Below are 21125 nucleotides of genomic sequence, written 5' to 3' on the forward strand. Positions count from 1 at the left end.
CGCTACAGCCCAAACAGCCGAAAAGTAGTGCGGCCGGAAAGCTCGCGCACGGCATCGAGCTGTTGCAGCCGCTCGAACAGGCGTCGCGCCGCAAAGCGCGACAGGCTTTTGGTCGTCAGCGATCCGGAGACGGCGTCGTCGTCGAGCAGTCTTTGGATCACATCGCCCGCCCCCTTCGCCCTGAGCTTCGGTGCGACGGCGATGAGCCGCTCCGCGCGACGCGACAGCTCGGCCGCCAGCCGGCACGCGTCCGCCGCCGCGTGAACCAGCGCGACGCAGACCGCGCGCTCAAAATTCTTGTCCGCGGGTCGGATGCGCTTGCCGCCGGCCTCGCCGCGAAAAGTCGGCCCAAAGGCTTGCGCCATCAGCAGCGGCACCGGCCGCGGCCAGCGCAGGCCGTGCGCCAGCACCAGGTCGGCCAGCCACCAAGCCAAAAGCTCGCAGTCGGGGCGTACGGCGACGACGTGAGCGGCGATCGCCGCCGCGGCGAACGGCGCCGGCCGCTGCGACCTCACCACTTGTTCGATCTCCGTGCCCAGGTCGGCAAGCGCGGCGCCTTCCCAATGGAGGCCGAGCTGGCCGACGATGTTTTCGAGTCGATCGGCGCTGGCACCGGGCGGCTGCCCGGCCAACTGCCGCCAGGCGCCAAGGATGGCGCCGGCGGGGCCGGGATCGGCGCCGGCCGGGCGCAGGTGCCAGGCGTCGCGCAGGGCGGCCTCGTCTTCGGCGCGCCCAGCCAACCGCATGCTGGCGGCGGCACAGCGAAGCGCCAGCCGCTGCCGCCAGGTCCCGGCCCAACTGGCTTGCGCGCGGGCAAGCGTGTCGAGGGCACCCAGGGCGGCGCCGGCCTGGAAGGCGGCGTCGATCTCGCTGGCGTCACGACCGGACGCGAGCGCCCAGGCCGGTACGGTCGGCGGCGCGGCGAGGCTGGCGGTCGCGGGATCGAGGCGAATCATGATTGGAGCGTAAAGCGCCCGTGCGCTTTGCGCCATCAATTTCGACCCAAAACGCACAGCCTGTCGTGCAGATATAATGAATGATAATGTTGCATTATCGTTCGTTACAAGCCATGCTAGCAGAATGGCCCCTATCGTCGACCTGAGCCGCGAAAATCGTCCTGAGGAGAGCAAAGCGCCGTCCCACAGCACGACCGCGATCGCCAGCACCTCCCCTCCAGCTGACGACTTGCCTGATATTGTCGATATCGTCATGGAAATGGCGCAGGCACCCTGCGAGCCGCAAAACGCCCCTCCCCTGCCGGCGCACCTGGAAGGGCTCGCCGAGCGCGCGCGCGATTACGTCGAGGCAGCAAGCTCGGCGAACACCCGGCGCGCCTACGCCGCCGATTGGAAGCATTTTTGCGCCTGGGCGCGCCGCCAGCATCTCGATGTGTTGCCGCCCGACCCGCAGGTCGTTGGCCTTTACATCACGGCCTGCGCGTCCGGTAAGGTGACGGGCGACAAGAAGCCGAACGCCGTCTCGACCATCGAGCGACGTCTCTCCTCGATGACCTGGAATTTTTCTCAGCGTGGCCAGCCATTGGACAGGAAGGACCGGCATATCGCCACTGTGCTGGCCGGCATTCGCAACACTCACGCCTCCCCTCCCCGGCAAAAGGAAGCCATTCTGACTGAAGACCTGATTGCCATGCTCGAGACCCTTGACCGTGGAACGTTGCGCGGCCTGCGCGACCGCGCCATGCTCCTGTTGGGTTTCGCCGGCGGCCTGCGGCGTTCTGAAATAGTTGGCCTGGACGTTGCCAGGGACCAAACCCAGGACGGCCGCGGCTGGATCGAGGTTTTGGACAAAGGCGTTCTCGTCGCATTGCGCGGAAAGACCGGCTGGCGCGAGGTCGAGATCGGCCGTGGCTCGTCCGATGCCACATGCCCGGTTGTGGCGGTGCAAACCTGGCTGAAACTGGCGAGGGTCGGCCATGGGCCGTTGTTTCGACGCGTCACCGGAAACGGCAAAGCAGTTGCAGCCGAGCGGCTCAACGACCAGGAAGTGGCGCGGCTGGTCAAACGCACCGCCCTCGCAGCCGGGGTTCGTGGCGACCTGTCCGAAGGCGATCGTGCAGAGAAATTTTCCGGTCATTCCTTGCGCGCCGGTCTTGCCTCATCGGCTGAGGTCGACGAGCGTTACGTTCAAAAGCAGCTTGGCCATACGTCGGCCGAAATGACCCGCCGCTACCAGCGGCGCAGGGACCGGTTTCGCGTCAATCTCACCAGGGCCAGTGGACTGTAGGCCCCCTCCCCTGGCGGATCGGTCTATCGCCAAGACAGCTGATCCCTCGGCAGCCGACCACTGGGGTCGAATACGGCCACCTTGTGCGGGAGATCGGGGCCCCAGTTCCAAAGGACCAGATTGCGATCCTCCATCTCGGCCCCCGGCGCGAAGCTCGGAACCACGATGCCGGCAACATTTCGGGGTTGCAACCGCTCATAGATGGACCAGGACGCTGGACGTTCTCCGTTGCTGAGAGCCGTCGCCCAGGCACAGGCCATCTCTTCGAGCGTCACAGAAAACTCTCCTCTCCGCTCTTCCGTTGTCAGATCCGCGATGTCGTCACAATCGATCTCATAGGAGCAAAGCACGCAGGGATCGATCCGCTGTGCGAAGCCCTGGTTGGCTTCCTTGATCGCTGTCATGATGGTCAGCGCCAGATAGAGCGCCGGCACGCCTTTGGGATTGAATCGAGCCCCTCGGATCGCCGCTCCTTCGCCGGAAGTCGGCTTGAATGCCCAACGTGGATCATGTGCGCGGTAGCAGGTTCCGACGAACCTCACGCAAACCCGCCAACGGCCATGTGATCGAGATAATCACGGACCGCTGCTGCCTTGCCGTCCTTCACCAGCGCCTCAGCGGTGCGTCCCCCAAATGCCGGAAGCGGCTGAGCCCGATACCAGGCCATCGCCTGCTCCTTGCCACCCGCCCATTCCGTCACTCGGCTGATGATCTCGAGCATTTCTCGCAGACGCCCCTGGGTCTTTACCGTGGCGCTACGCTCTGACCGATAAAGCGTCTCGCGTGCAAGACCTGCAGTCTGGGCCAACTGGCCTTTGGACATGCCAAAACCGTCCGCGACCTGCCCAATCGCAATCTTCCCATTCCGGTCCATGTAGGACAAGATGAGAGGTCCATTCTGCTCGGCTATCTTGAGTGCCTGGCCCATGGTGTTCATCCTACCATATCGGGAGTCATATTTCGTGTGCAGAAGATATGGCACTTGTAGACTGTTTTCAAGAACGAACCCGTTCAGTGGCCGCGCCGCAAACCCCGCCGACAGGTGGGAATGTGCCAGGCCACCTCAACAGCACCGGTCACATCCTTACGCCGCTGCCCCGCGATATCTTGCCGCTCATCCGGTCATCCGTGCTGACGCGCCATTGGCTTTCAGCGCCGCCATGAGCATAGGTCCAACAGAAAACTCACCCGCTTTTGCCTTTTCGGTCAGCACGCGCAGATAACCGCCAGCCGAGTTGATATGCTGCGCTCTTTGCAGAATGCAGGCGATCACGATCGCGGCAACTTCCTGGCCCATCACATGGCAAGCCTCCTCATAGGCTGAAGGCGACACGCCAAGGTATCCTCGCACCTGGGCGGCGGTCATCATCAAGTCGCGCCAGCTTCCGATCCCGTTGACGGCATAGTCGGCAATATCGGGACAGGCCCGCAGCACCAGTCCAATCGGGTAGCCTTTCGGCTTCTCGGGGGGGTGGGATGTTGGCTCGGCCTCCGCCCTGCTTTTTTCGAAAGCCGGTTCAAATACAAAAGCGGAGTCTGTGTTTGAATCAGATTGCTGCCGCTCATTATGGGACTCATTGCCGCTAGGATTCTTGGCATTTGTGAAGCTTTCCAGCATCTTGTTGACCGCTTCGTGCAGCTCTACCAGCTCGGCGACGACCCCTTCCAGCTCCGACAGGCCTGCCCGGCGTGGAATTGCGTCCACAATGGCCCGGAACCGCTTCCACAGCGTTCCCCAGTCCCCGGGCACATCCTCCTCGACAGCGGCCTCGATCAGCTTATGGATGTCGCGGCGGTGCAGCGTGATGCGCTCCCGCATCAGTCTGAGCGCCCGACCGTCGGCTCGAACCTGGTCGGCCGCCTGCTGAAACTCCGCTGCCCTGGTGATCAACGGGGCCAGGGAGAAGCCGAAGGCCTCCACCACAGCCCCGCCCGGCCCTTTGCGGGCAAATCTTTTGCCGTTGGCGCTGTCCCTGCGGATGATGAGGCCGCAACTTACCAGTTCCGCCAGGTTCCTGCGCAGCGTGGAATCGGCCATGCCGTGCGCCCGCAGCGATAGCTGAGCGTTGGACGGAAAGACCATCAACCCGTTTTCCTCGCTGATCTGGTCGTCTGGATAAAACGTCAAAAGCCCGCTGAGCACCGCCAGGGCGCGATCGCCGACGCCGACAATCGACTTGCCCTCGCACAGCCACCGATAAACCTGCCATTTCTCGACGACAGACCCCTGAGGTATCTGCCTTGACGCCGTGTTGGCTTTCACCAACGCAAGCGTCATCGGCCGCCGCCCGAAGGGCGTCGTCGCAAACCCACTCTCCATTTGCCTCACCTTTCAATCAGGCAAAAGAAATCTGCTCGCCGAAATGGCGCCACGACTCTTGACAGTGATTCGGGGAAGTGCGATTCTCAGCTTGCTACAGACGAGAAGGGCTTCCGCGACGGCGACGTTCGGGGGCCTTTTTCTTTTGCGGTTTCAGTCTCCTGTTTTCTTGGCTGTTTCCGATTGCCGAAAAGCCTCGAAAAGCTCGTCCAGCCGATCGGTTATGAACGCTCCGAACGGCGAGGCTTCCTTGGCCTTCAGGGCAAGCGTAAACACTTTTCCTGTGTCGGTGATCTTGGCTCGCACGGATCTGTCGTTCGGTGCCCAAGCCTTTTCCTGTGTCTTCGATGCTGCTGGCGCGCGTTTTGCCGGCGCGCTCATGAAGTCGAACAGACGCGCAAATCGTGCGTCACTGCCTGACGTGGCGAACTCTGGACTTGCCACATAGTCGGCCGCCCTGCCCGCGCTATCCGGATGCTCCATGAGCTTGGCGAGCTGCCACCATCTGTCCCGACCAACAGTCTTGGCGGCGCCAATGGCCACAATGACTGGCTCTGGAATGTTGCTGGTAACAGAACGCATCTTCGAGAAGGTCGTGTCATCGAGCGCCAAAGCCGACTTCACCGTGTCGGGCGTGTGGCCGCGCTTGAGAATGCGATCGGCAAACAGGGTCCTTTCGATGAAGGACAAATTGGCCCTTGCGGCGTTCTCTTGGCCCTGGGCAATAACATGATCCTCATCGCCCATCTTCTTGACGACCGCGCGTACTGGCCGTCCCAGCTGGCGGGCAACCTTGACGCGCCGATGCCCGAAGACGGTCTGAAAGCGACCGGAGAGCTCAGGATGAGGCCTGACCAGGATCGGAGAATCTTGTCCTCTTTCCCGAATGGCCGCAAGCAACTCCTGATATGCCTCATCGTCTTCGTCCAGGCGATCCGAAACGAAGGAGGTATCCACAAATGCCGGATCGAGATCCACGACCGAGCTCTTGGAGAGCTCCTCGAAGGATTGCATGATGGAGCGCGACGCCCCGCGAACGGCATACCCGGATACGTCCTTCGCATCAGCCACTGCCGTCGCAGGGCCCAACACACTGCCGAAAATGTCCCTGCGTGCCATTTAACCGCCTCCAATCGCGGTTAGCGATTTGATTTCAAAGACAAAATTTCCAGTTTTTACTGCCGTAAACTTCGCCGTCATGACCGTCCCCACGCACGATGGATCAGCGTCGCGATTTCAGCATTGACCGCATCGAGGGATTCCAGTGCACGGTCGTAGGTGGAACGGGTAAAGGCCGACTTCTCCACCTCGTAGAGCGTCTGCTTGGTGAGACCCGCGTCCGAAATCGCCGTCGACTTCAACATCGGGTTCTCCAGGATCTGGCCGGCAAGCATGGACTGCATGAAGCCTACCATCTGCGCCTGCGGGATATCCGTCGGCTCGTAGCGTGTGATCAGATATCTAAACCAATCGAGCTCGATTGCCGCACCGGCGGCCTTGATGGTTTTCAATATGCCGCCGAGCATGAGCAGGAACTGGCTCATAGACATCAGGTCGAGCATCTGCGGATGAACTGTAATGAGAACCGACGTCGCCGCCGACATGGCCGTCAACGTCAGGTAGCCAAGCTGGGGCGGGCAATCAACCACGACAACGTCATAGCGATCGTCGACCTCCGTTAACGCCTTCGCCATGCGCGTGAAGAACTGGCGCCCGGCATTTGACGTCTTATCCTGCATGGCGAGGGGCGTGTCGTATTCGTATTCCTGCAATTCGAGATTGGCGGGGATGATATCGAGACCTGGAAAATTCGTCGGAAGGATTACGTCCGCAATCGAGCGGCGTTCGTCATCGTAACGAATCGCCTCATAGAGCGAGAGGTTGTTATCAAGTTCCGGCTGAAAGCCATGCAGGGCCGACAGTGAGGCTTGAGGATCGAGATCGATTGCAAGAACACGGTGGCCGGTCAAGGCCAGATGCTGGGCGAGGTGGGCGGCAGTCGTTGTCTTGCCACTGCCCCCCTTGAAGTTGACGACAGCAACGACCTGGAGCTTGTCGCCGGACTTGCGGTGCGGGACATACTTCTTGACTTCGGTCCTGCCATGCTGGTCCAGGAAATGGCGCAGCTCAAGCATCTGCTGGGCAGTGTAGGACCGGCGTCCCGATGGGATCTGCTCGGGCAGGGGGCCCTTGCCCTCCAGATGAAGGCGCTTCAGATTGTTCTGCGAGACACCAAGATAGTGAGCGACTTCTGCCATCGAAAACGAACGCAGCGTCTTCGCCGCATCGGGGGGAAATTTCTCCATCCGAAGCTGGTTAAGGCGCCGTGATATCTCAGCACCCTGCTCGAGGATTTTCTCATCGAACTCGAAGCTCGGTAGCCGCATGGCGATATTCATTCTCGTCGAAAACCTGAATTGGCGCTTTTTGCGATGAAATTATTCAACAAGCGCCATTAAGCTCCGATTCGGAAAGCCCGGCAAGAAGTTTTAGGTTAACAGAAGGTGAACAGCACTAGCGGGCTTCCTTGCGGCCGATTCCTGCTGTCGTCGGATAATGGCGGGTTGTCGTTCGACTGGAACTCTCCCGCTCATCTGGCTAAACGCCTGGTTTTTCTGACACAAAGAGCAGTCTTTACGGCAGTAAAAACCGCCCCATCAGCGGAGCGGCTTAGGGGAGGGGAGGGCGCTTCCACCCGCTCAAGGCGGTAGGCGGGCTCGCTTTGCCAGCTGAGGCTTGGTCGAAGGCATCAAAAGCAATGGCCGACCTCCTCCATCATGACGAGACGCAAACGTCCAAAGCTCGGACCGACCCCAATTCGTCTCTAGCGGCCTCAAACGATATTCGCTGACATAGGGTAGGTCAGCGTGCCTCCTGCAGGTGCGTTTGCATGCGGAGGTCAACCGTTACCCGACTGAAAGCCGATCGCTGGAGACCGCAGTTCGCGCACCATCGTTTTGAGCGGTGCGGGCGAGCGCCCGAAACTTCCTTTATCTGCTCGCCAAGGGAGCGTTCGCAACCGACGAGGGTGCCACCCGAGCGTTGATAGCAGACGCTTGGTGATGAAATCCGGCCTGAGGTAGAAACCGAATTTGTCGGCTCGGGAACAACGATGCCAAGACCATCATTCCCGGCTCTATGGTGTCACTCTTGGCCCTTGAGGTCGCTGTCGCCGTAGGCTGCCGCGGACACCGTTGAACAGCTGATCTCGGGAAGGGGAGGGGGGCCCATCTTCAAGCGGGGTCGGAGGCTTGCCAACGCGCTGTTGGGTGGATTTCATCTCCTGAACGAATTTCATGGAAATCAGCTCATCGACAAGATCCGAACTGGCCTGCTTCATTGCGATTGTAGATGGCATTCATCAGTGAGCCAATGATGACCCGGGCGAGGTCCGGATGGTTCTCGAGTGTGTTGAGTCGACGTTGATGAAGATGTCGATTTTGCCCGCTGCAACCTCGTCGGTCGCAAACTTCTGCCCGAGACGAGCGCGGCGTAGCTCTCGTAGGACAGCCAGTGCGTTTCCCTGGATGCGGCCCCATAGATGCCCGAGAATGTCTCCGGTGTCATGTTGATGAAGCGGGCGACGTTTTCGCGGACAAATGCGCTTTGCGACGAGTCGCAATCCTGCAATCGGGTCGCAGTTTTGGTTCCGGAACCCATTGCGTCACGCCGCGCAGCAGTGGTTCGACCACGTCGCATGGAGTGGGTGTCGGCTGAACATGACACCGAGCTATCCGCTTGGCCTTCGGCGAATCGAAGCAATTCAGCACGAGCCCAGAGTCGGTGACATCGCCATATCTGTCCGCCCCGGTCGCAGGCCTCTGACCTTGCGGTTGTGCGCGGCTATCTCCCGCGAGGTCTGTGCGCCCGCGGAACCGGTCCGCTTTGGGAATTCCGAACTTCGCACAATCTATTCCGAGGGTAGGATCATCACAGCCTTGTCGGCGGTGTGGTTCCTCCGGGCGATGGCTTCCTTCACTCCAGATTCCCAGGTTCATATGACTCACGCTGGACGGGTTCAGGTCGACGGCATTCTCGGCCTTGCTCACTTTCATGCTTGAAGCGCTGCATTCGCTTGGTTTCATCACCGGCGGTGTGGCCGCTGGCGCGATCGGCTGGAGCGGAAATCCGCTCGCCCTTTGGCAGCCCTGGCTTGCCTGGGTCGGGCAGCGCAGCGGGGCGAGGGCACATGTCTGTGCCACTCCTGTGGTCGAGGTCGAGGGCGTGAAGGTTGCGCCGCTGATCTGCTACGAGCAGCCCATCGTCGTCCTTGCCATCCAAGAGGCGGGCCGCGCGAGCCTGGGCATCTCTGTTCAGTCTCTATCCAGCCCAATTGATCGTTGACAGAGGCGCTCTGGGAGCCTAGCGTACCTGACTGGTATAACAGGTATGCCACATGATCGGCGTTCTGATCAAACCGCGGAAGCTTTCGGAGGAGGTTGCAGCGCACCTCGAGCGGATGATCCGCAAGGGAGAGCTGGCCGAAGCCGACCGGCTCCCATCCGAGCGGGAACTCATGCGGCAGTTCGGGGTCGGGCGCCCTTCAATCCGCGAGGCCCTGCTGCATCTGAGCAAGATGGGGCTTGTCGAGGTGAAATCCGGTGAGCGCGCCCGCGTCACTCGGCCAACCCCCCAATTCGTGATCGACGCCCTCTCGGGGCCGGCGCGCCACATGATTTCGGCTCCTGGCGGGGTTCATGACTTCCAGAGCGCGCGTTTGTTTTTCGAAGTCGGGCTTGCCCGCAACGCCGCCATCAATGCCACGTCAGAGGATATTGAGGGCCTCAAGGAGGCGCTCGAAATCAACCGGCAGTCGATCGGGGACCTGACGCGCTTCGAGCGCACCGATGTGGACTTCCACTACGTGCTGGCGGTGATCACCCGCAATCGTATCTTCACAGCCATTCACGCGGCGTTGGCCGAATGGCTGCTGGAACAGCGGCGCACAACTTTGGCCAAAGGTGAAGACCGAAAGGCCTACGAGGCTCATCGCGAAATCTTTGATGCCGTCGCCGCGCGCGATCCAGACGCCTCCGAAGCGGCTATGCGCAGGCATCTGGAATATGTCTCCAGACGCTATCTTGAAATTGCGGGTGGCAAGGGATGAGCGGCTTCGTAGTCTGGGTCGATTTCCGCCTCAAGCCGGGTGCCCGGGGCAGATTCCGAGAGCTCGTGGACGCCAACGCGACCGCGTCGGTTCGCAGCGAAGCCGGCTGCCGCCGCTTTGATGTGACGCAGGCGCGCGGCGAGCCCGACCGGGTCCTGCTCTACGAGATTTACGACAGCGAGGCGGCATTCATGCTCCACTGCCGGACAGCCCATTTCGAGGAATTCAATTCGCAGAGCGCGCCGCTCGTCGACACCAAGCTGGTGACGATCTGCGACCTTGTTGTCGAAGCTTCGTCTTGAAGAACGCGTAGGCGCAATGCGCCCCTTGTGGGCGAACGGGAGGGAAGTTCATGTCGGAGCCAAGTCTCAAGGCGCTAGCGTCTCACAGACGCGTCAAGCTCGGGACCCTTGTCGCCGAGTTCGCGACGCCGGGGATAGGCCACATCCTGAAGTCCGCTGGCTGTGACTTCGCCTTTTTCGATATGGAGCATTCGGGCTTCAGCCTGGAAACGGTCAAGAGCGCGATCCGCTATTTCGAGGCGGCCGACCTGCCGGTTATGGTGCGTGTGCCATCGCAGGACTACCATTTCCTCGCCCGCGCCATGGATATGGGGGCCGAAGGATTAATCGCGCCGATGGTGAGTACCGTCGAGCAGGCGCAGCACATCATCAATTCCATGAAATACCATCCGGCTGGCGCTCGCGGCGTGGCGCTGCAGATCGCGCATGACCGTTACCGTCCGGGCTCGGTTGCAGATAAGTTCGAGGCGGCCAACCAGCGCTCGGTGTTCATCTGCCTGATCGAGACCGCCGACGGCGTCAAGAACATCGACGGCATTGCGGGATTGGACGGCGTCGATTGTCTGTGGGTCGGTCACTTTGATCTGTCGGTCTCGCTCGGCATTCCCGGCGACTTCGCGCACCCGACCTTCATCGCCGCGATGGCCAAAATCGTTTCCGCCGCCAAAAGGCACAACAAGTCGCTCGGGCGCCTGGTGCCCAACGTCCAGCAGGGCCACGAGTTCTACGCACAAGGCTTCGACTTCATTTGTTATTCGGGCGACGTCTGGATACTGCACGACGCGATCGCCGACGCGGTCTCCAAAATCCGGGCCGGGTGCCAGTAAGAACGGAGGAGAGAATGGGCGACCTAAAGTTCAAGGTGGCGCTTTCCGGTGATTTCCGCATGCCGGACGGCTCGCTGACCTATCCCGACTTTGACCTGGAGCCTCTGCGCAAGGCGCCAGGCCTCGAGATGACATTCCTGGAATCGAATAACCCGCTTCGCGCCGACCAGCTTGAGGACTTCGATGCGCTGATCCTTCTCACTCATCGCTTCGTTTCCACGAGTGTCCCCAAGAGCGGTCGGCTGGCCGTCGTTGCCCGCTTCGGCGTCGGCTACGATACTGTCGACGTCGAGGCCTGCACTGCCGCCGGCATCGCTCTGGTCATCACGCCCGATGGGGTAAGACGGCCGGTCGCCGTATCCGTCATCACCTTTATGTTGGCACTCACCGGCAAGCTGTTCACGAAGGACGCCCTCACCCGTAAGGGACCTCATGGCTTCCAGGAGCGCTCCCAACATATGGGTGTCGGGCTCGTGGGGCGTACGCTGGGGTCGCTCGGCATCGGCAACATAGGCGCCGAAGTTTTTCGCCTGGCAAAGCCCTTCGATATGAGGTTCATCGCCCATGACCCATTTGCAGACAAGAAGGTCGCTGCCGAACTAGGCGTGGAGCTGGTCGGACTGGAAGATCTGTTTCGTCGCGCCGACGTGCTGTCGGTAAGTTGCCCGCTGACGCCTGACACGCGCCATCTCGTCAATGCCGAGCGGCTCGCCCTGATGAAGCCTACTGCATACCTGATCAATACAGCGCGCGGCCCGATCGTCGACCAGAAGGCATTGGCACAAGCCCTGCGGGAGCGTCGTATCGCCGGCGCCGGTCTCGACGTGCTGGAGCAGGAGCCGCCGGATGCTGACGATGCAATCCTCAAACTCGACAACGTCATCCTTGCGCCGCACGCATTGTGCTGGACCGACCAGTGCTTTGCCGGCAACGGCGCTGCAGACGTCAAAGCGGTAATCGAGGTTCAACATGGTCGCGAGCCGCGCGGTGTGGTCAATCGCGAGGTGCTTTCGAGCGAGCGGTGGAAGGATAGGCTGGCCGTTTTCGCGGGCCGCTTCGGAAGCTAGGAGTGCGAGAATTTGGCGCGCCGCCGCGGCCATTGCGGGGGCCTTACGGGAGGAATGCTCGACCGCCGCGCCTGCGGACGAGTGAGCAAATGAGAAACGGGAGGACCAAGCACTATGAACGATCGTGAAAAACGTGACTTTCAGGCCGGTCTCGAAGCAGAGGTCGACGCCTTCATGCGTGGCGAAACGACCCGCCGGAATTTCATAACCCGCTTCGGCCAGATGACCGGTATGTTGGCAGCGTCTGCACCCATTTTGGGTATGATGACCGATTGGGCGCTGGCGCAGCAGAAGCTCGAACTGGCCGACGCCACGTCGCCGCTGGGACAGGCGCAGGCCGCTGCGCTGAAAGCATCTAAGGAAGGACCGGCGGAGGGCTCCGCCTTCCGCGCGGTCGAGGCGGCCAAGGCGCATGCGGGCGTCACGATCAACATGACCTACGAGGCAGGCCTGCAGGCGCTCGATCCACGCAATTTCAGTGGGCCGATGTGGGAGCAGCTTACGGGCATGAAGTCGAATGTGGTCGAACTGTCGAATCCCGATCAATACTCCAAGGCGGTCGCCGAGCACATTGCCGGCTCAGGCGCCTATGACGTGCTCGACATCTCGCCAGCCTGGACACCGTCGCTCGCCGATGGCGGCGTCATCGCACCTCTCGACGACTATATCGCCAAATATATGAACCCTGCAGACCTCGAGGACTATCATCCTCTCTACAAGGCGCTGCCGACCTACAAGGGAAAGATCTGGGGCTTCTTCGACGACGGCGACATGTTCGCTCTCTACTACCGCAAGGACATCTTCGAGGATCCGAAGATGATGGAGGCCTACCAGACCAAGTTCAACGCGAAGCTCGGACCACCGAAGACCTGGGAGGAATATGCTCAGATCGCCCAATTCATCACCGACCAGATGGCACCGAAGGTTTATGGTGCAGGCCACTTCCGCAAGGCGGGCAGCCCGGGCAATCAGTTCGACTTTCTGCAGCAGTACCGTGCCAACGGCGGGAAACTGTTCGGCGACGACATGAAGGCCGGCTTGGTGTCGGATGCGGGCGTCAAGACGCTGACGAACATGCTCGCGGCCAACAAGGCCTCGATCCCCGGTAACAACGAGCTCGACGCCGTCTCCCTTTGGGCGGCATTCCTGACGGGGAAGGTTGCGATGATCTATTCCTGGCCTCCAAGCGGCCGGATGGCGGCGAACTATTCGCAATCCGCCACGGCGATCAACTTCATTCCCCAGTCGCAGATCGCTGGCAAGGTTGGCTATGCCGTCGTGCCGGGCAATCCGGAACATGCCACCGGCTACAACAAGGCGCTGTCGGCGGATTCGCCCAATCCGGAGGCGGCGTATCTGTTCATGCAGTGGGCCTGCTCGCCTCCCGTCTCACTGGCGCGCTGCATGTTGCCCTATGCGCTGCGCGACCCATACCGCATTTCGCATTTCAAGTCGGAGCTCTATGGAGCACTGTTCCCGAGCGCCAAGGAGTACCTGGCCAACCTCAACAACTCGGCGAATGTCGGCCTGCTCGACCCGATCATGCCAGGTGCGCAGGACTATTTCTTGAGCATCGACCGCATGTGCACCGCAGTGTGGGCTGGTGCGGATCCGAAAGCATCGCTGGAAACGGCGGCCGCCGAGTGGAACGAGACGACCGATCGGCTCGGGATGGAGTCGCAAAAGGCATTCTACACCGAGTTCCTGAAACTGCCCGGCGCCACCGCTGACAACACAGTGGAGAAGCTTGGCATGGCAGTCACCCTCTGAGACTCGCCTGGAGGGGAGCCGGGTTTCTAGCACCAGACCGGTGTTGCGGGCGCTTTGCTCGCAACACCCTGGCTCAACCGCGTGGCGATCTTTGGAATAAATCGATGCCGCACACCACCACGATCAGTCGCATGACGACCACCGGCGCCCCGCCTCGGCTTTCGACCCTCGCACAGTGGGCGGACCGCCACTTCAAATGGCTTCTGGTCGCGCCCGCGGTGCTGTTGATACTGGCGCTGTCGATCTATCCGCTGCTGTTCTCACTGGTCGTGTCCTTCATCAACTACGACTTCCAGGTGCCGGGCCACGCCTTTGTCGGCTTGAAAAACTTCGAGCGGGTGGTGTTCGATCCCGTGGCACGGTGGTCGCTCTTGCTGACGGCCTGCCTGTCGAGCATCAGCGTCGCCATCGAATTCGTGCTGGGCCTTCTGGTGGCGCTCACCATGGTGCGCAGCTTTCCGGGGCGCGGTGTCGTCATGTCGATCCTGATCGTGCCGCTTTTCATCAGCCCGGTGATAGTCGGCCAAGCGTGGACGCTGCTGCTTCAGCGGCCTTTCGGGCCAACCAACTACATCCTGACGCAACTGTTGGGGCAGGAGGTGACGATCGGCTGGATGACCGAGCGCCCATGGCTTTATGTCTCGCTGATCATCGCTGATGTCTGGCAGTGGACTCCGTTCATGTTTGTCGTCCTGCTCGCCGGGCTTACCGCAATCCCTCCGAACCTCTACGAGGCGGCGGAACTCGACGGCGTCAATGCCTGGCAGGCCTTCTGGGCGATCACGCTGCCGCATCTCGGGTCTATGATGCTGCTGGCGTTGACCTTCCGCCTGCTTGACGCCATCCGAATGTTCGATACCATTTTTATCATGACCGGCGGCGGCCCGGGTACGCAAACCTACACGGCTTCCTACTATCTCTACACGGTCGGCTTCACCCAGTTTCATCTGTCGCAGGCGACGGCCGGAAGCTGGCTATTCCTGATTTTCACCGCGCTGGTAGTGACGCTGCTGGTGCGGCGGCTCTTGAAGGTGGAGCCGGTCTGATGGCCGCCGTCGCGCCCGCCCGCCGCAGGAAACGCCGGTCGGTGCCGATCGGTCGCATGCTGCTGCTCGGCTTCTTCCTCGTGTTCGTGCTGTGGCCCCTCTACTGGATGTTCAACACCTCGATCAAGCCGAGCGACGACTACCTCACCGTGCCGCCCGTCTGGTTCCCTGCCGAGCCGACCCTTGTACACTACAAAGCTGCGCTGTTCGCTTATCGCGGCCTCGACGGGCTCATCAACAGTCTGATCATTTCGCTGTCGGCCACCGTGCTTTCAGCGTTGTTGGGCACGCTGATGGCTTATAGTCTGGCGCGCTACAACACGGGCGGCCAGCACCTGTCTTTCTGGGTGCTGTCACAGCGCTTCCTGCCACCGATCGGCATCGTCCTGCCGGTATTCCTTATCTATCGTGGCGTCGGGCTGTACGACACCCATATTGGTCTGATCATCGCCTATACGGTCTTCACGCTGCCGGTGTCGGTGTGGATGATGTTCGCGTATTTCCGCGGCATGCCGAAGTCGATGGAGGAGGCGGCCCTGGTCGATGGCTGCACGCGTTGGGAGGCGTTCTGGCGTGTTGCCGTGCCGCTTGCCGCCCCGGGCATCGTCGCGGCGGCCGTCTTCGCTTTCATCGCTTGCTGGACGGAGTTCTTCTTCGCGCTCATTTTGACCAGTCGAACTGCGTTCACGCTGCCAACCGTATTCCGCTCCTTCATCGGCTTCCAGGGCGCGCAATATGGTGAAGCGGCGGCCCTGGCCATTGTTTCCCTCGTGCCATCCATCGCTCTGGGAGTCCTTGCTCAACGACATCTCGTGCGCGGGCTGACGCTCGGCGCCGTTCGCGGATAGAAAGAGGCAGGCATGGCTGAAGTCAGGATCACCGGCTTGCACAAGCGCTACGGCGCCTTCCATGCGGTGCGCGGCATTGACCTCCACATTCGCGACGGTGAGTTCACCGTTCTGGTCGGCCCCTCCGGATGCGGCAAGAGTACCCTTTTGAGGACGATTGCAGGACTGGAGGAGAGTTCGCAAGGCACGATCGAGATTGGCGGCGAGGTGGTCAATGACTTGCGGCCGCGCGATCGTGACGTGGCGATGGTGTTTCAAGACTATGCGCTCTATCCACATATGAGCGTGGCGAAGAACATCGGCTTCGGTCTCAAGGCGCGCAAGATGCCGAAGCCCGAGGTAGAGGCGCGCGTTGCCGAGGCAGCGCGTATGCTCGGCATCATCCCCTTGCTCGGGCGATTTCCACGCCAGTTATCCGGTGGGCAGCGTCAGCGCGTCGCCATCGGCCGCGCCATAGTCCGCAACCCCCGCATCTTTCTGTTCGACGAGCCGCTGTCCAATCTGGATGCCCAGCTTCGCGACGAAATGCGCGGCGAGATCAAGCGCCTTCACCAGGACATCGCCACGACGATGATCTACGTCACCCATGACCAGATCGAGGCGATGACACTGGCTGACCGCATCGTGCTGATGCGCGACGGGTTGATCGAGCAGCAGGGCGCGCCACTCGAACTGTTCGAGCGCCCCGCCTCGATCTTCGTCGCGGGCTTTCTTGGTTCCCCACGCATGAGCTTCCTGCCGGGCACGCTGGCTTTGGACGGGAGCGCCGCCGCCATCCGGCTGGCCGATGGTCTGCTGCCGATCGCCCCCGGGCGGACTCTAAATGGCGCTATAGATGGGCAGTCGGTGCTGCTCGGGCTGCGCCCGGAACATCTGACACGCGCACACGCTGCTACCCCCGAGCCGGGCACGCTGCGCTATGATGCAACCATCGACCTGCTGCAGCCGACTGGCTCGCGCAGCTATGCGACCTTCCGCCTTGCCGGCGCGCCAGTGGTGGCGGAGCTTCAGGCGCACGACGTCAGCCGTCCCGGCGAGAGACTGCCGATCGACATCAACATGAACCGGGCGTCGATTTTTGACGCTGCGACGGAGCAAGCAATTTGACCTTGGCAGCATCTCGAGCCATCCGCTTGTGTGGAACCGAACAGGTCGAGCCACCCTTGCGCACACTTCGCGCGGGACCGTTGTCGGTCGACTTCGACAATGGGGCGTTACGCTACATCCGCCTTGACGGAATTGAGATTCTGCGCGGAATCTCGTTCCTTGTGCGGGACGAAAATTGGGGAACCGCTACAGCCGTTCTCGATGATCTCCACATCGATGAAAGGCTGGATGTGTTCAGCGTCGCATACCGTGCAACATGTTCCGCAACATCCGGTCGCCTGGTTTATCAGGTACGGATCTCGGGCAGTAGTGATGGTGCGCTGGCTTTTGCGGCCGAGGCAGAGCCCGAGACTGACCTTTTGACGAATCGGACCGGCTTCATCGTCCTTCATCCGATCGAAGCCTTGGCGGGCAAGCCGGTAAAGGTGCTGCATGAGGATGGTCATGATGAGCTATCGCTCTTTCCGGACCACATCGACCCTAAATGTCCGTTCACCGATATCCGGGCGTTGTCGCATGAGATCGCGCCTGGGATCTGGGCCACATGCACCATGGACGGTGATGCCTTCGAGATGGAGGATCAACGCAATTGGTCTGACGCTTCCTATAAAACCTATGTCCGCCCTCTGCGTCGCCCGTGGCCTTACCGACTGCCCAAGGGCCAGAAATTCACCCAGGTCGTCCGGCTACACGTGTCAGGAACGCTTCGTGCCGGGGCGTCTGAAAACCGCAATCCACTCATCGACCTGACGATCGGCAGACCCGTCGGCCAAGTGCCTCGCGTTGGCGTCGGCGTCGCTGGCGACGAGGCAAGGCACGCGCTTGAATCCCCCGAGCTTCTACGACGAATGGCTCCGCAGTGGATGGTCTGCCAAGTCGATCTCCGATTCGGACACGGCCATGATGAACTCGAAAGCTACGCCGCGCTTGCACGGCTGACCGGCGCAGGCGTGGTCCTCGAGATCATCACCAAGGGCACGCTCGACCCATTCGGCGAATTGGCGCCCGTCGCTGATGCGGTCCATACAATCGGCCTCAAACTGGAAGCTGTCTCCGTCTTTCCGGCGCAGGACATGAAATCCGTTCAGCCGGGAGCACCGCGGCCGGTCATGCCCAGCTTCCACGAATGCTACTCCGCCGCTCGCCGGGCTTTCCCGGGGATCGGGCTGGGCGGAGGCATGGCCGCTTACTTCACCGAACTCAATCGCAAGCGTCCGCCAGCCGAAGCGCTCGACTACGTGACCTTCACCACCTGTCCAAGCGTGCACGCGGCGGATGATATTTCGGTGATGGAAACGCTTCAGGCTATCCCTCATCAGATACGCTCGGCACATGCTTTCACGGGCGACCGCGTGCCGCTGCGCATAGGTCCCAGTCAGCTCGGCTGCCGCGAGAACCCCTACGGAAAGGGCACCGCGCCGAACAAAGCGAACGCCCGCATATGTCTGAGCCGCATCGATCCGCGGCAGCGCGGGCTGTTCAATGCGGCATGGACGCTCGGCTATTTCGCGGCCTGCGCTCGCGGAGGGGTCGAGGCCGTCGCGGTAGGGGACTTCACCGGCCCCTTTGGCCATATCCACAGGAAGGCTGATTTCGTCCAGCCATGGTATGACCAGCAGGACGGCCGAACGGTCTATCCCGCTTTCCATGTCATGGCGGGTCTCTCAAGGCTCGGCGGAGCCACCCTGCTGTCCGTAGGAACTTCCGGCGCTGACGCCATTGCGACGATCGCAGCTGAAAAAGATTGGCGCGTGACACTGTGGGTCGCCAACCTCACCTCCAAGGCGCAATCTGTGAAACTTCCGGATGCGCCGAGCAGTGCCCGTATAGCTCTTCTTGGCGCCGAGCAGTTCGAACGGGCGGCAACCGATCCCAACTTCATGGAAAGTACCGCAAGACCGCTGGATGACCAATTCATCTCGCTTGACGCTTACGCCGTCGCGCGAGTTGATCTCGACCTACCATTTTCGACCTAGAGCCCGATGTGCGCTGAGGTTGAGAGTTGAGCCCAACGTCATGCGCAGCCGCATCAATCGCTCTGGCCCGAAGCGGGTGACACAGATCGTCAGGCGTCACTGGCCAGGGGAGTGTCGACGCACCTTGTCCCAGGCCGCCAAGATTCGCTGCTTGCATCCGCGTGCGGCATCGTCGACCGTCGGGAATCACATAGACGCATTCTCATGCGGTCGCCCGCCTTGATCCGCCGTCGAGGAGTTCCTGAAGGTCCTCTTTTGGCACCGGTCTTGAAAGCAAAAAGCCTTGTAGCTGGTCACAGCCGAGCTTGCGCAGATAATTGCACTGGCTCTCGGTCTCGACCCCTTCCGCTGTGGTGCTGAGGCCAGTCGCGCGAGCCAGGTCGATAATCGCCTGAACGATGGCCTCGTCACCGTTCGAGCCGCCAAAGCCCTGCACGAAGCTTCGATCGATCTTGATCCTGTCCACTTCCAGGCTCTGCAGTCGGCCCAATGAGGAAAATCCCGTACCGAAATCGTCAAGCGCAAAGCGCACCCCGACACTGCGCAACGCTGCCATGTTCTGCTGGCATTCGGTGGGGCGCTCGGAGAGCGTGCTTTCCGTAACCTCCAGCTCGAGCCGCCGTGGATCCATTTGCGTTTCCAACAAGATGCTCGTCACTTTCATGGCAAAGCTCGGATTGTTCAGCTGCAACCCCGATACGTTCACTGCCAGGGTCTCGATCGGCCAATGCACCGCGTCAAGGCAGGCCTGGCGCAGAACCAGCTCGCCTAGAACTTCAATGAGCCCCGTTTCCTCTGCCAATGGTACGAACAAGTCAGGGGCGACCCAACCACGCTCTGCGTGCGACCAGCGCGCGAGGGCTTCGACGCCCGTCATCCTGTTGGTGTCGGCGGTGTAAAGCGGCTGATAATGCACCCGGATGTGGCCGGGCGTTTGCAGCGCCTTGCGCAGGTCCTGTTCGAGACCCTTACGCTTTGCCAGCGTCTGGTCCATCTCGGGTTCAAACAGAGCATAGCCGCTGCGACCGCCGGCTTTGGCGTGATACAGGGCGAGGTCGGCTTTCCGCACCAACTCGACCTGGTCCACCCCGTCCCTGGGAGCAAGAGCTACGCCGACGCTCACCCCGACAAAAACCTGAACTCCGGCGACCTCGAACGGCCGGCGCGCGGACTCGATCAAGTGCTCGCACAATGTTTTGACCTCATTCTCGCCTGCGACCGCGCGCTGGATGATAATGAATTCGTCACCGCCCAGGCGCGCCACCGTGTCCACCTCCAGGGTCAGCCGCCTCAGCCGGTCTGCGAACTCCCTGAGCAACTCGTCACCGGCAGGGTGGCCAAAGCTGTCATTGACCTGCTTGAACCGGTCGAGGTCAAGATAGAGGATCGCGAGCTGCTCGCCCGTCGCGGGCAGCAGTGTCAGCGCATCAGCCAAACGACTGTTGAAATGGCCGCGACTGTGCAGCCCTGTAAGCAGGTCGTAGTGGGCCAGGTGATAGATGTGATTCTCGGTCTCAATCAGCCTCAAAGTCCGCCGGCGCAAAGCGGCCAGAGCTACAATAATTCCGCCAAGTACCAGTCCGAACACCGCCACGAGTGTTGGCACCAGTTGAAAAAGGACAAACGCCCCGGGCCGATATGGCTGCCACACAAAGAAGCCGACAGTCGAACCAGAGCGACCGACGAGGGGATAGGACGCCTCTTCAGAGCTAAGCATGTTTGACCAGGAGAAGTGTGCGTCGTCGAGCAGATAGTCTTGGCGCAAGGAGGCAAGCAGACTGCCGTCCAGATAGCGAACGGCAACGTGTAGGAATTCCTGACCTGGTACTTGTGCAATGTGGCCGCTGTCGGAAACGACTGGCTTGATGCTGACAATGGCAGGATGGCCGGAGATGACGACCATGTCGGAAGCACCTATCGTGAGCACCTGCTCGGTGACGCCGTCGGTGTCCCCCTGTTTCAGCCTCGCCCTGAGGTTCTCCACGAGAGGCGCAGTGGTCGGGCGTATGGATTGATAGCTCGCCGGATCCACCGCCGATCCATCGGCGAATGCGTAGACTGGCGCGTCCTTCGGATCGAGAATGTAGACCTCATCGTGGCCGAAATACGTGTGCATCCAGGTGCCGAGATTGGTGTCGACCCATTTGGTATCCTGGCTCCGCAGGGCGCTGACCGCGTCGTCCCAGACGGTGACGCTCTCCTGATCGTGGGCTATTCCGCTCTCCAGCTTGGATATGATCAAGGCGACCAAGCTTTTCTGCCGCGACACGGCAACACCATCGGACTGGGTCGCCGACCACAGCAAAAGGCCTGTGGTGAGGGTCGCAACAAGCAGCGTCACGACAATGATGGGCAAAGCCGTTCGCTTGAAAAAAAGGCGACGTGTTGGTTCGCCGAAATGCCGGAGCAGCGTCATGAGGCTGCTTTACGCTAAGAAAACTGCTGGACCGTTAAAGGCGCGGCATCAGGCAAGCTGCACGTTTGAAAAGGCCAGTTCGATAGCCCGGCGTT

The 21125-nt window shown here is 61.2% G+C and carries 19 protein-coding genes; 11 read left to right on the forward strand and 8 right to left on the reverse strand.

All coding sequences use genetic code 11. The annotated features are described in order from the left end of the window. Positions 1-2: 2 nt before the first annotated feature. Positions 3-1166, reverse strand: a complete 1164-nt coding sequence (locus tag P3C39_RS30235) for a DUF1403 family protein (RefSeq protein ID WP_338048548.1) — start codon at positions 1164-1166, stop codon at positions 3-5. Between P3C39_RS30235 and P3C39_RS30240 the strand changes: the two genes are divergently transcribed. Next, a complete protein-coding gene (locus P3C39_RS30240; RefSeq protein WP_275954874.1) occupies positions 1081-2244 on the forward strand; it encodes a site-specific integrase in 1164 nt (387 codons plus the stop codon). The two genes, P3C39_RS30235 and P3C39_RS30240, sit on opposite strands and share 86 nt — an antisense overlap. A gap of 23 nt (positions 2245-2267) precedes the next feature. Here P3C39_RS30240 and P3C39_RS30245 read toward each other — a convergent pair whose 3' ends face one another. The 6 genes from P3C39_RS30245 to P3C39_RS30270 form a co-directional block, all read right to left on the reverse strand. Then, a complete protein-coding gene (locus P3C39_RS30245) occupies positions 2268-2786 on the reverse strand; it encodes an RES family NAD+ phosphorylase (protein ID WP_013525332.1) in 519 nt (172 codons plus the stop codon). Continuing rightward, the gene (locus P3C39_RS30250; protein WP_013525331.1) at positions 2783-3172 is read right to left on the reverse strand and encodes an MbcA/ParS/Xre antitoxin family protein; all 390 of its coding nucleotides are present in this window, start codon (positions 3170-3172) and stop codon (positions 2783-2785) included. The genes P3C39_RS30245 and P3C39_RS30250 overlap by 4 nt, the downstream gene beginning before the upstream one ends. A 186-nt stretch (positions 3173-3358) precedes the next feature. Continuing rightward, positions 3359-4564 carry a plasmid replication protein RepC gene (gene repC, locus P3C39_RS30255; RefSeq protein WP_013525330.1) on the reverse strand — a complete coding sequence of 402 codons (1206 nt, stop codon included), beginning with the start codon at positions 4562-4564 and terminating at the stop codon, positions 3359-3361. Positions 4565-4717: 153 nt separating this feature from the next. Then, positions 4718-5683 carry a plasmid partitioning protein RepB gene (repB, locus tag P3C39_RS30260; RefSeq protein WP_275954873.1) on the reverse strand — a complete coding sequence of 322 codons (966 nt, stop codon included), beginning with the start codon at positions 5681-5683 and terminating at the stop codon, positions 4718-4720. Between the two features lie 77 nt (positions 5684-5760). Beyond that, on the reverse strand, positions 5761-6963 hold the full coding sequence (repA, locus tag P3C39_RS30265) for a plasmid partitioning protein RepA (protein ID WP_013525328.1): 1203 nt from the start codon (positions 6961-6963) through the stop codon (positions 5761-5763). Positions 6964-7900: 937 nt separating this feature from the next. Continuing rightward, the gene (locus tag P3C39_RS30270; RefSeq protein ID WP_346016459.1) at positions 7901-8263 is read right to left on the reverse strand and encodes a type IV secretory system conjugative DNA transfer family protein; all 363 of its coding nucleotides are present in this window, start codon (positions 8261-8263) and stop codon (positions 7901-7903) included. A gap of 354 nt (positions 8264-8617) precedes the next feature. Between P3C39_RS30270 and P3C39_RS30275 the strand changes: the two genes are divergently transcribed. The 10 genes from P3C39_RS30275 to P3C39_RS30320 all read left to right on the forward strand — a co-directional run bounded on the left by P3C39_RS30275 (position 8618) and on the right by P3C39_RS30320 (position 18614). Further along, positions 8618-8908, forward strand: coding sequence for a hypothetical protein (locus tag P3C39_RS30275; RefSeq protein ID WP_275954872.1), 291 nt, complete (start codon positions 8618-8620; stop codon positions 8906-8908). Between the two features lie 52 nt (positions 8909-8960). Next, positions 8961-9671: a transcriptional regulator NanR gene (gene nanR / locus P3C39_RS30280; RefSeq protein WP_027163180.1), complete on the forward strand. Its 711-nt coding sequence runs from the start codon at positions 8961-8963 to the stop codon at positions 9669-9671. Next, positions 9668-9973 (forward strand): putative quinol monooxygenase, encoded by a 306-nt coding sequence (locus tag P3C39_RS30285; RefSeq protein WP_050596334.1) that lies wholly within the window; start codon positions 9668-9670, stop codon positions 9971-9973. The genes nanR and P3C39_RS30285 overlap by 4 nt, the downstream gene beginning before the upstream one ends. Before the next feature lie 50 nt (positions 9974-10023). Next, entirely contained in the window at positions 10024-10800 is a 777-nt protein-coding gene (locus P3C39_RS30290; RefSeq protein WP_050596335.1) for an aldolase/citrate lyase family protein, read from the forward strand. A gap of 59 nt (positions 10801-10859) precedes the next feature. Further along, positions 10860-11867 (forward strand): NAD(P)-dependent oxidoreductase, encoded by a 1008-nt coding sequence (locus P3C39_RS30295; RefSeq protein ID WP_224673562.1) that lies wholly within the window; start codon positions 10860-10862, stop codon positions 11865-11867. A 114-nt stretch (positions 11868-11981) separates the two neighbouring features. Then, positions 11982-13637, forward strand: a complete 1656-nt coding sequence (locus P3C39_RS30300) for an extracellular solute-binding protein (protein WP_024504468.1) — start codon at positions 11982-11984, stop codon at positions 13635-13637. A gap of 104 nt (positions 13638-13741) precedes the next feature. Next, positions 13742-14683, forward strand: a complete 942-nt coding sequence (locus tag P3C39_RS30305; protein ID WP_013525322.1) for a sugar ABC transporter permease — start codon at positions 13742-13744, stop codon at positions 14681-14683. Then, the gene (locus P3C39_RS30310) at positions 14683-15531 is read left to right on the forward strand and encodes a carbohydrate ABC transporter permease (RefSeq protein ID WP_013525321.1); all 849 of its coding nucleotides are present in this window, start codon (positions 14683-14685) and stop codon (positions 15529-15531) included. Before P3C39_RS30305 ends, P3C39_RS30310 begins: the two co-directional genes overlap by 1 nt. Before the next feature lie 12 nt (positions 15532-15543). Continuing rightward, positions 15544-16638: a sn-glycerol-3-phosphate ABC transporter ATP-binding protein UgpC gene (gene ugpC, locus P3C39_RS30315; protein WP_013525320.1), complete on the forward strand. Its 1095-nt coding sequence runs from the start codon at positions 15544-15546 to the stop codon at positions 16636-16638. Between the two features lie 56 nt (positions 16639-16694). Further along, positions 16695-18614, forward strand: coding sequence for a hypothetical protein (locus P3C39_RS30320; protein ID WP_245267627.1), 1920 nt, complete (start codon positions 16695-16697; stop codon positions 18612-18614). A 202-nt stretch (positions 18615-18816) separates the two neighbouring features. On the opposite strand, the gene P3C39_RS30325 is transcribed toward P3C39_RS30320, so the two are convergent. After that, positions 18817-21030 carry an EAL domain-containing protein gene (locus P3C39_RS30325; RefSeq protein WP_275954871.1) on the reverse strand — a complete coding sequence of 738 codons (2214 nt, stop codon included), beginning with the start codon at positions 21028-21030 and terminating at the stop codon, positions 18817-18819. Positions 21031-21125: the final 95 nt, after the last annotated feature.

It is taken from the genome of Mesorhizobium sp. XAP4 (assembly GCF_029269325.1).
Taxonomy (GTDB): Bacteria; Pseudomonadota; Alphaproteobacteria; order Rhizobiales; family Rhizobiaceae; genus Mesorhizobium; species Mesorhizobium ciceri.

What these genes read in the sequence shown, in the direction of transcription:
- P3C39_RS30240 (WP_275954874.1), top strand. Translation starts at nt 1,081, where the DNA reads ATGGCCCCTATCGTCGACCTGAGCCGCGAAAATCGTCCTGAGGAGAGC.
- P3C39_RS30250 (WP_013525331.1), bottom strand. Translation starts at nt 3,172, where the DNA reads ATGGGCCAGGCACTCAAGATAGCCGAGCAGAATGGACCTCTCATCTTG.
- repC (WP_013525330.1), bottom strand. Translation starts at nt 4,564, where the DNA reads ATGGAGAGTGGGTTTGCGACGACGCCCTTCGGGCGGCGGCCGATGACG.
- repB (WP_275954873.1), bottom strand. Translation starts at nt 5,683, where the DNA reads ATGGCACGCAGGGACATTTTCGGCAGTGTGTTGGGCCCTGCGACGGCA.
- repA (WP_013525328.1), bottom strand. Translation starts at nt 6,963, where the DNA reads ATGAATATCGCCATGCGGCTACCGAGCTTCGAGTTCGATGAGAAAATC.
- P3C39_RS30270 (WP_346016459.1), bottom strand. Translation starts at nt 8,263, where the DNA reads ATGCGACGTGGTCGAACCACTGCTGCGCGGCGTGACGCAATGGGTTCC.
- P3C39_RS30275 (WP_275954872.1), top strand. Translation starts at nt 8,618, where the DNA reads ATGCTTGAAGCGCTGCATTCGCTTGGTTTCATCACCGGCGGTGTGGCC.
- nanR (WP_027163180.1), top strand. Translation starts at nt 8,961, where the DNA reads ATGATCGGCGTTCTGATCAAACCGCGGAAGCTTTCGGAGGAGGTTGCA.
- P3C39_RS30285 (WP_050596334.1), top strand. Translation starts at nt 9,668, where the DNA reads ATGAGCGGCTTCGTAGTCTGGGTCGATTTCCGCCTCAAGCCGGGTGCC.
- P3C39_RS30290 (WP_050596335.1), top strand. Translation starts at nt 10,024, where the DNA reads ATGTCGGAGCCAAGTCTCAAGGCGCTAGCGTCTCACAGACGCGTCAAG.
- P3C39_RS30295 (WP_224673562.1), top strand. Translation starts at nt 10,860, where the DNA reads ATGCCGGACGGCTCGCTGACCTATCCCGACTTTGACCTGGAGCCTCTG.
- P3C39_RS30300 (WP_024504468.1), top strand. Translation starts at nt 11,982, where the DNA reads ATGAACGATCGTGAAAAACGTGACTTTCAGGCCGGTCTCGAAGCAGAG.
- P3C39_RS30305 (WP_013525322.1), top strand. Translation starts at nt 13,742, where the DNA reads ATGCCGCACACCACCACGATCAGTCGCATGACGACCACCGGCGCCCCG.
- P3C39_RS30310 (WP_013525321.1), top strand. Translation starts at nt 14,683, where the DNA reads ATGGCCGCCGTCGCGCCCGCCCGCCGCAGGAAACGCCGGTCGGTGCCG.
- ugpC (WP_013525320.1), top strand. Translation starts at nt 15,544, where the DNA reads ATGGCTGAAGTCAGGATCACCGGCTTGCACAAGCGCTACGGCGCCTTC.
- P3C39_RS30325 (WP_275954871.1), bottom strand. Translation starts at nt 21,030, where the DNA reads ATGACGCTGCTCCGGCATTTCGGCGAACCAACACGTCGCCTTTTTTTC.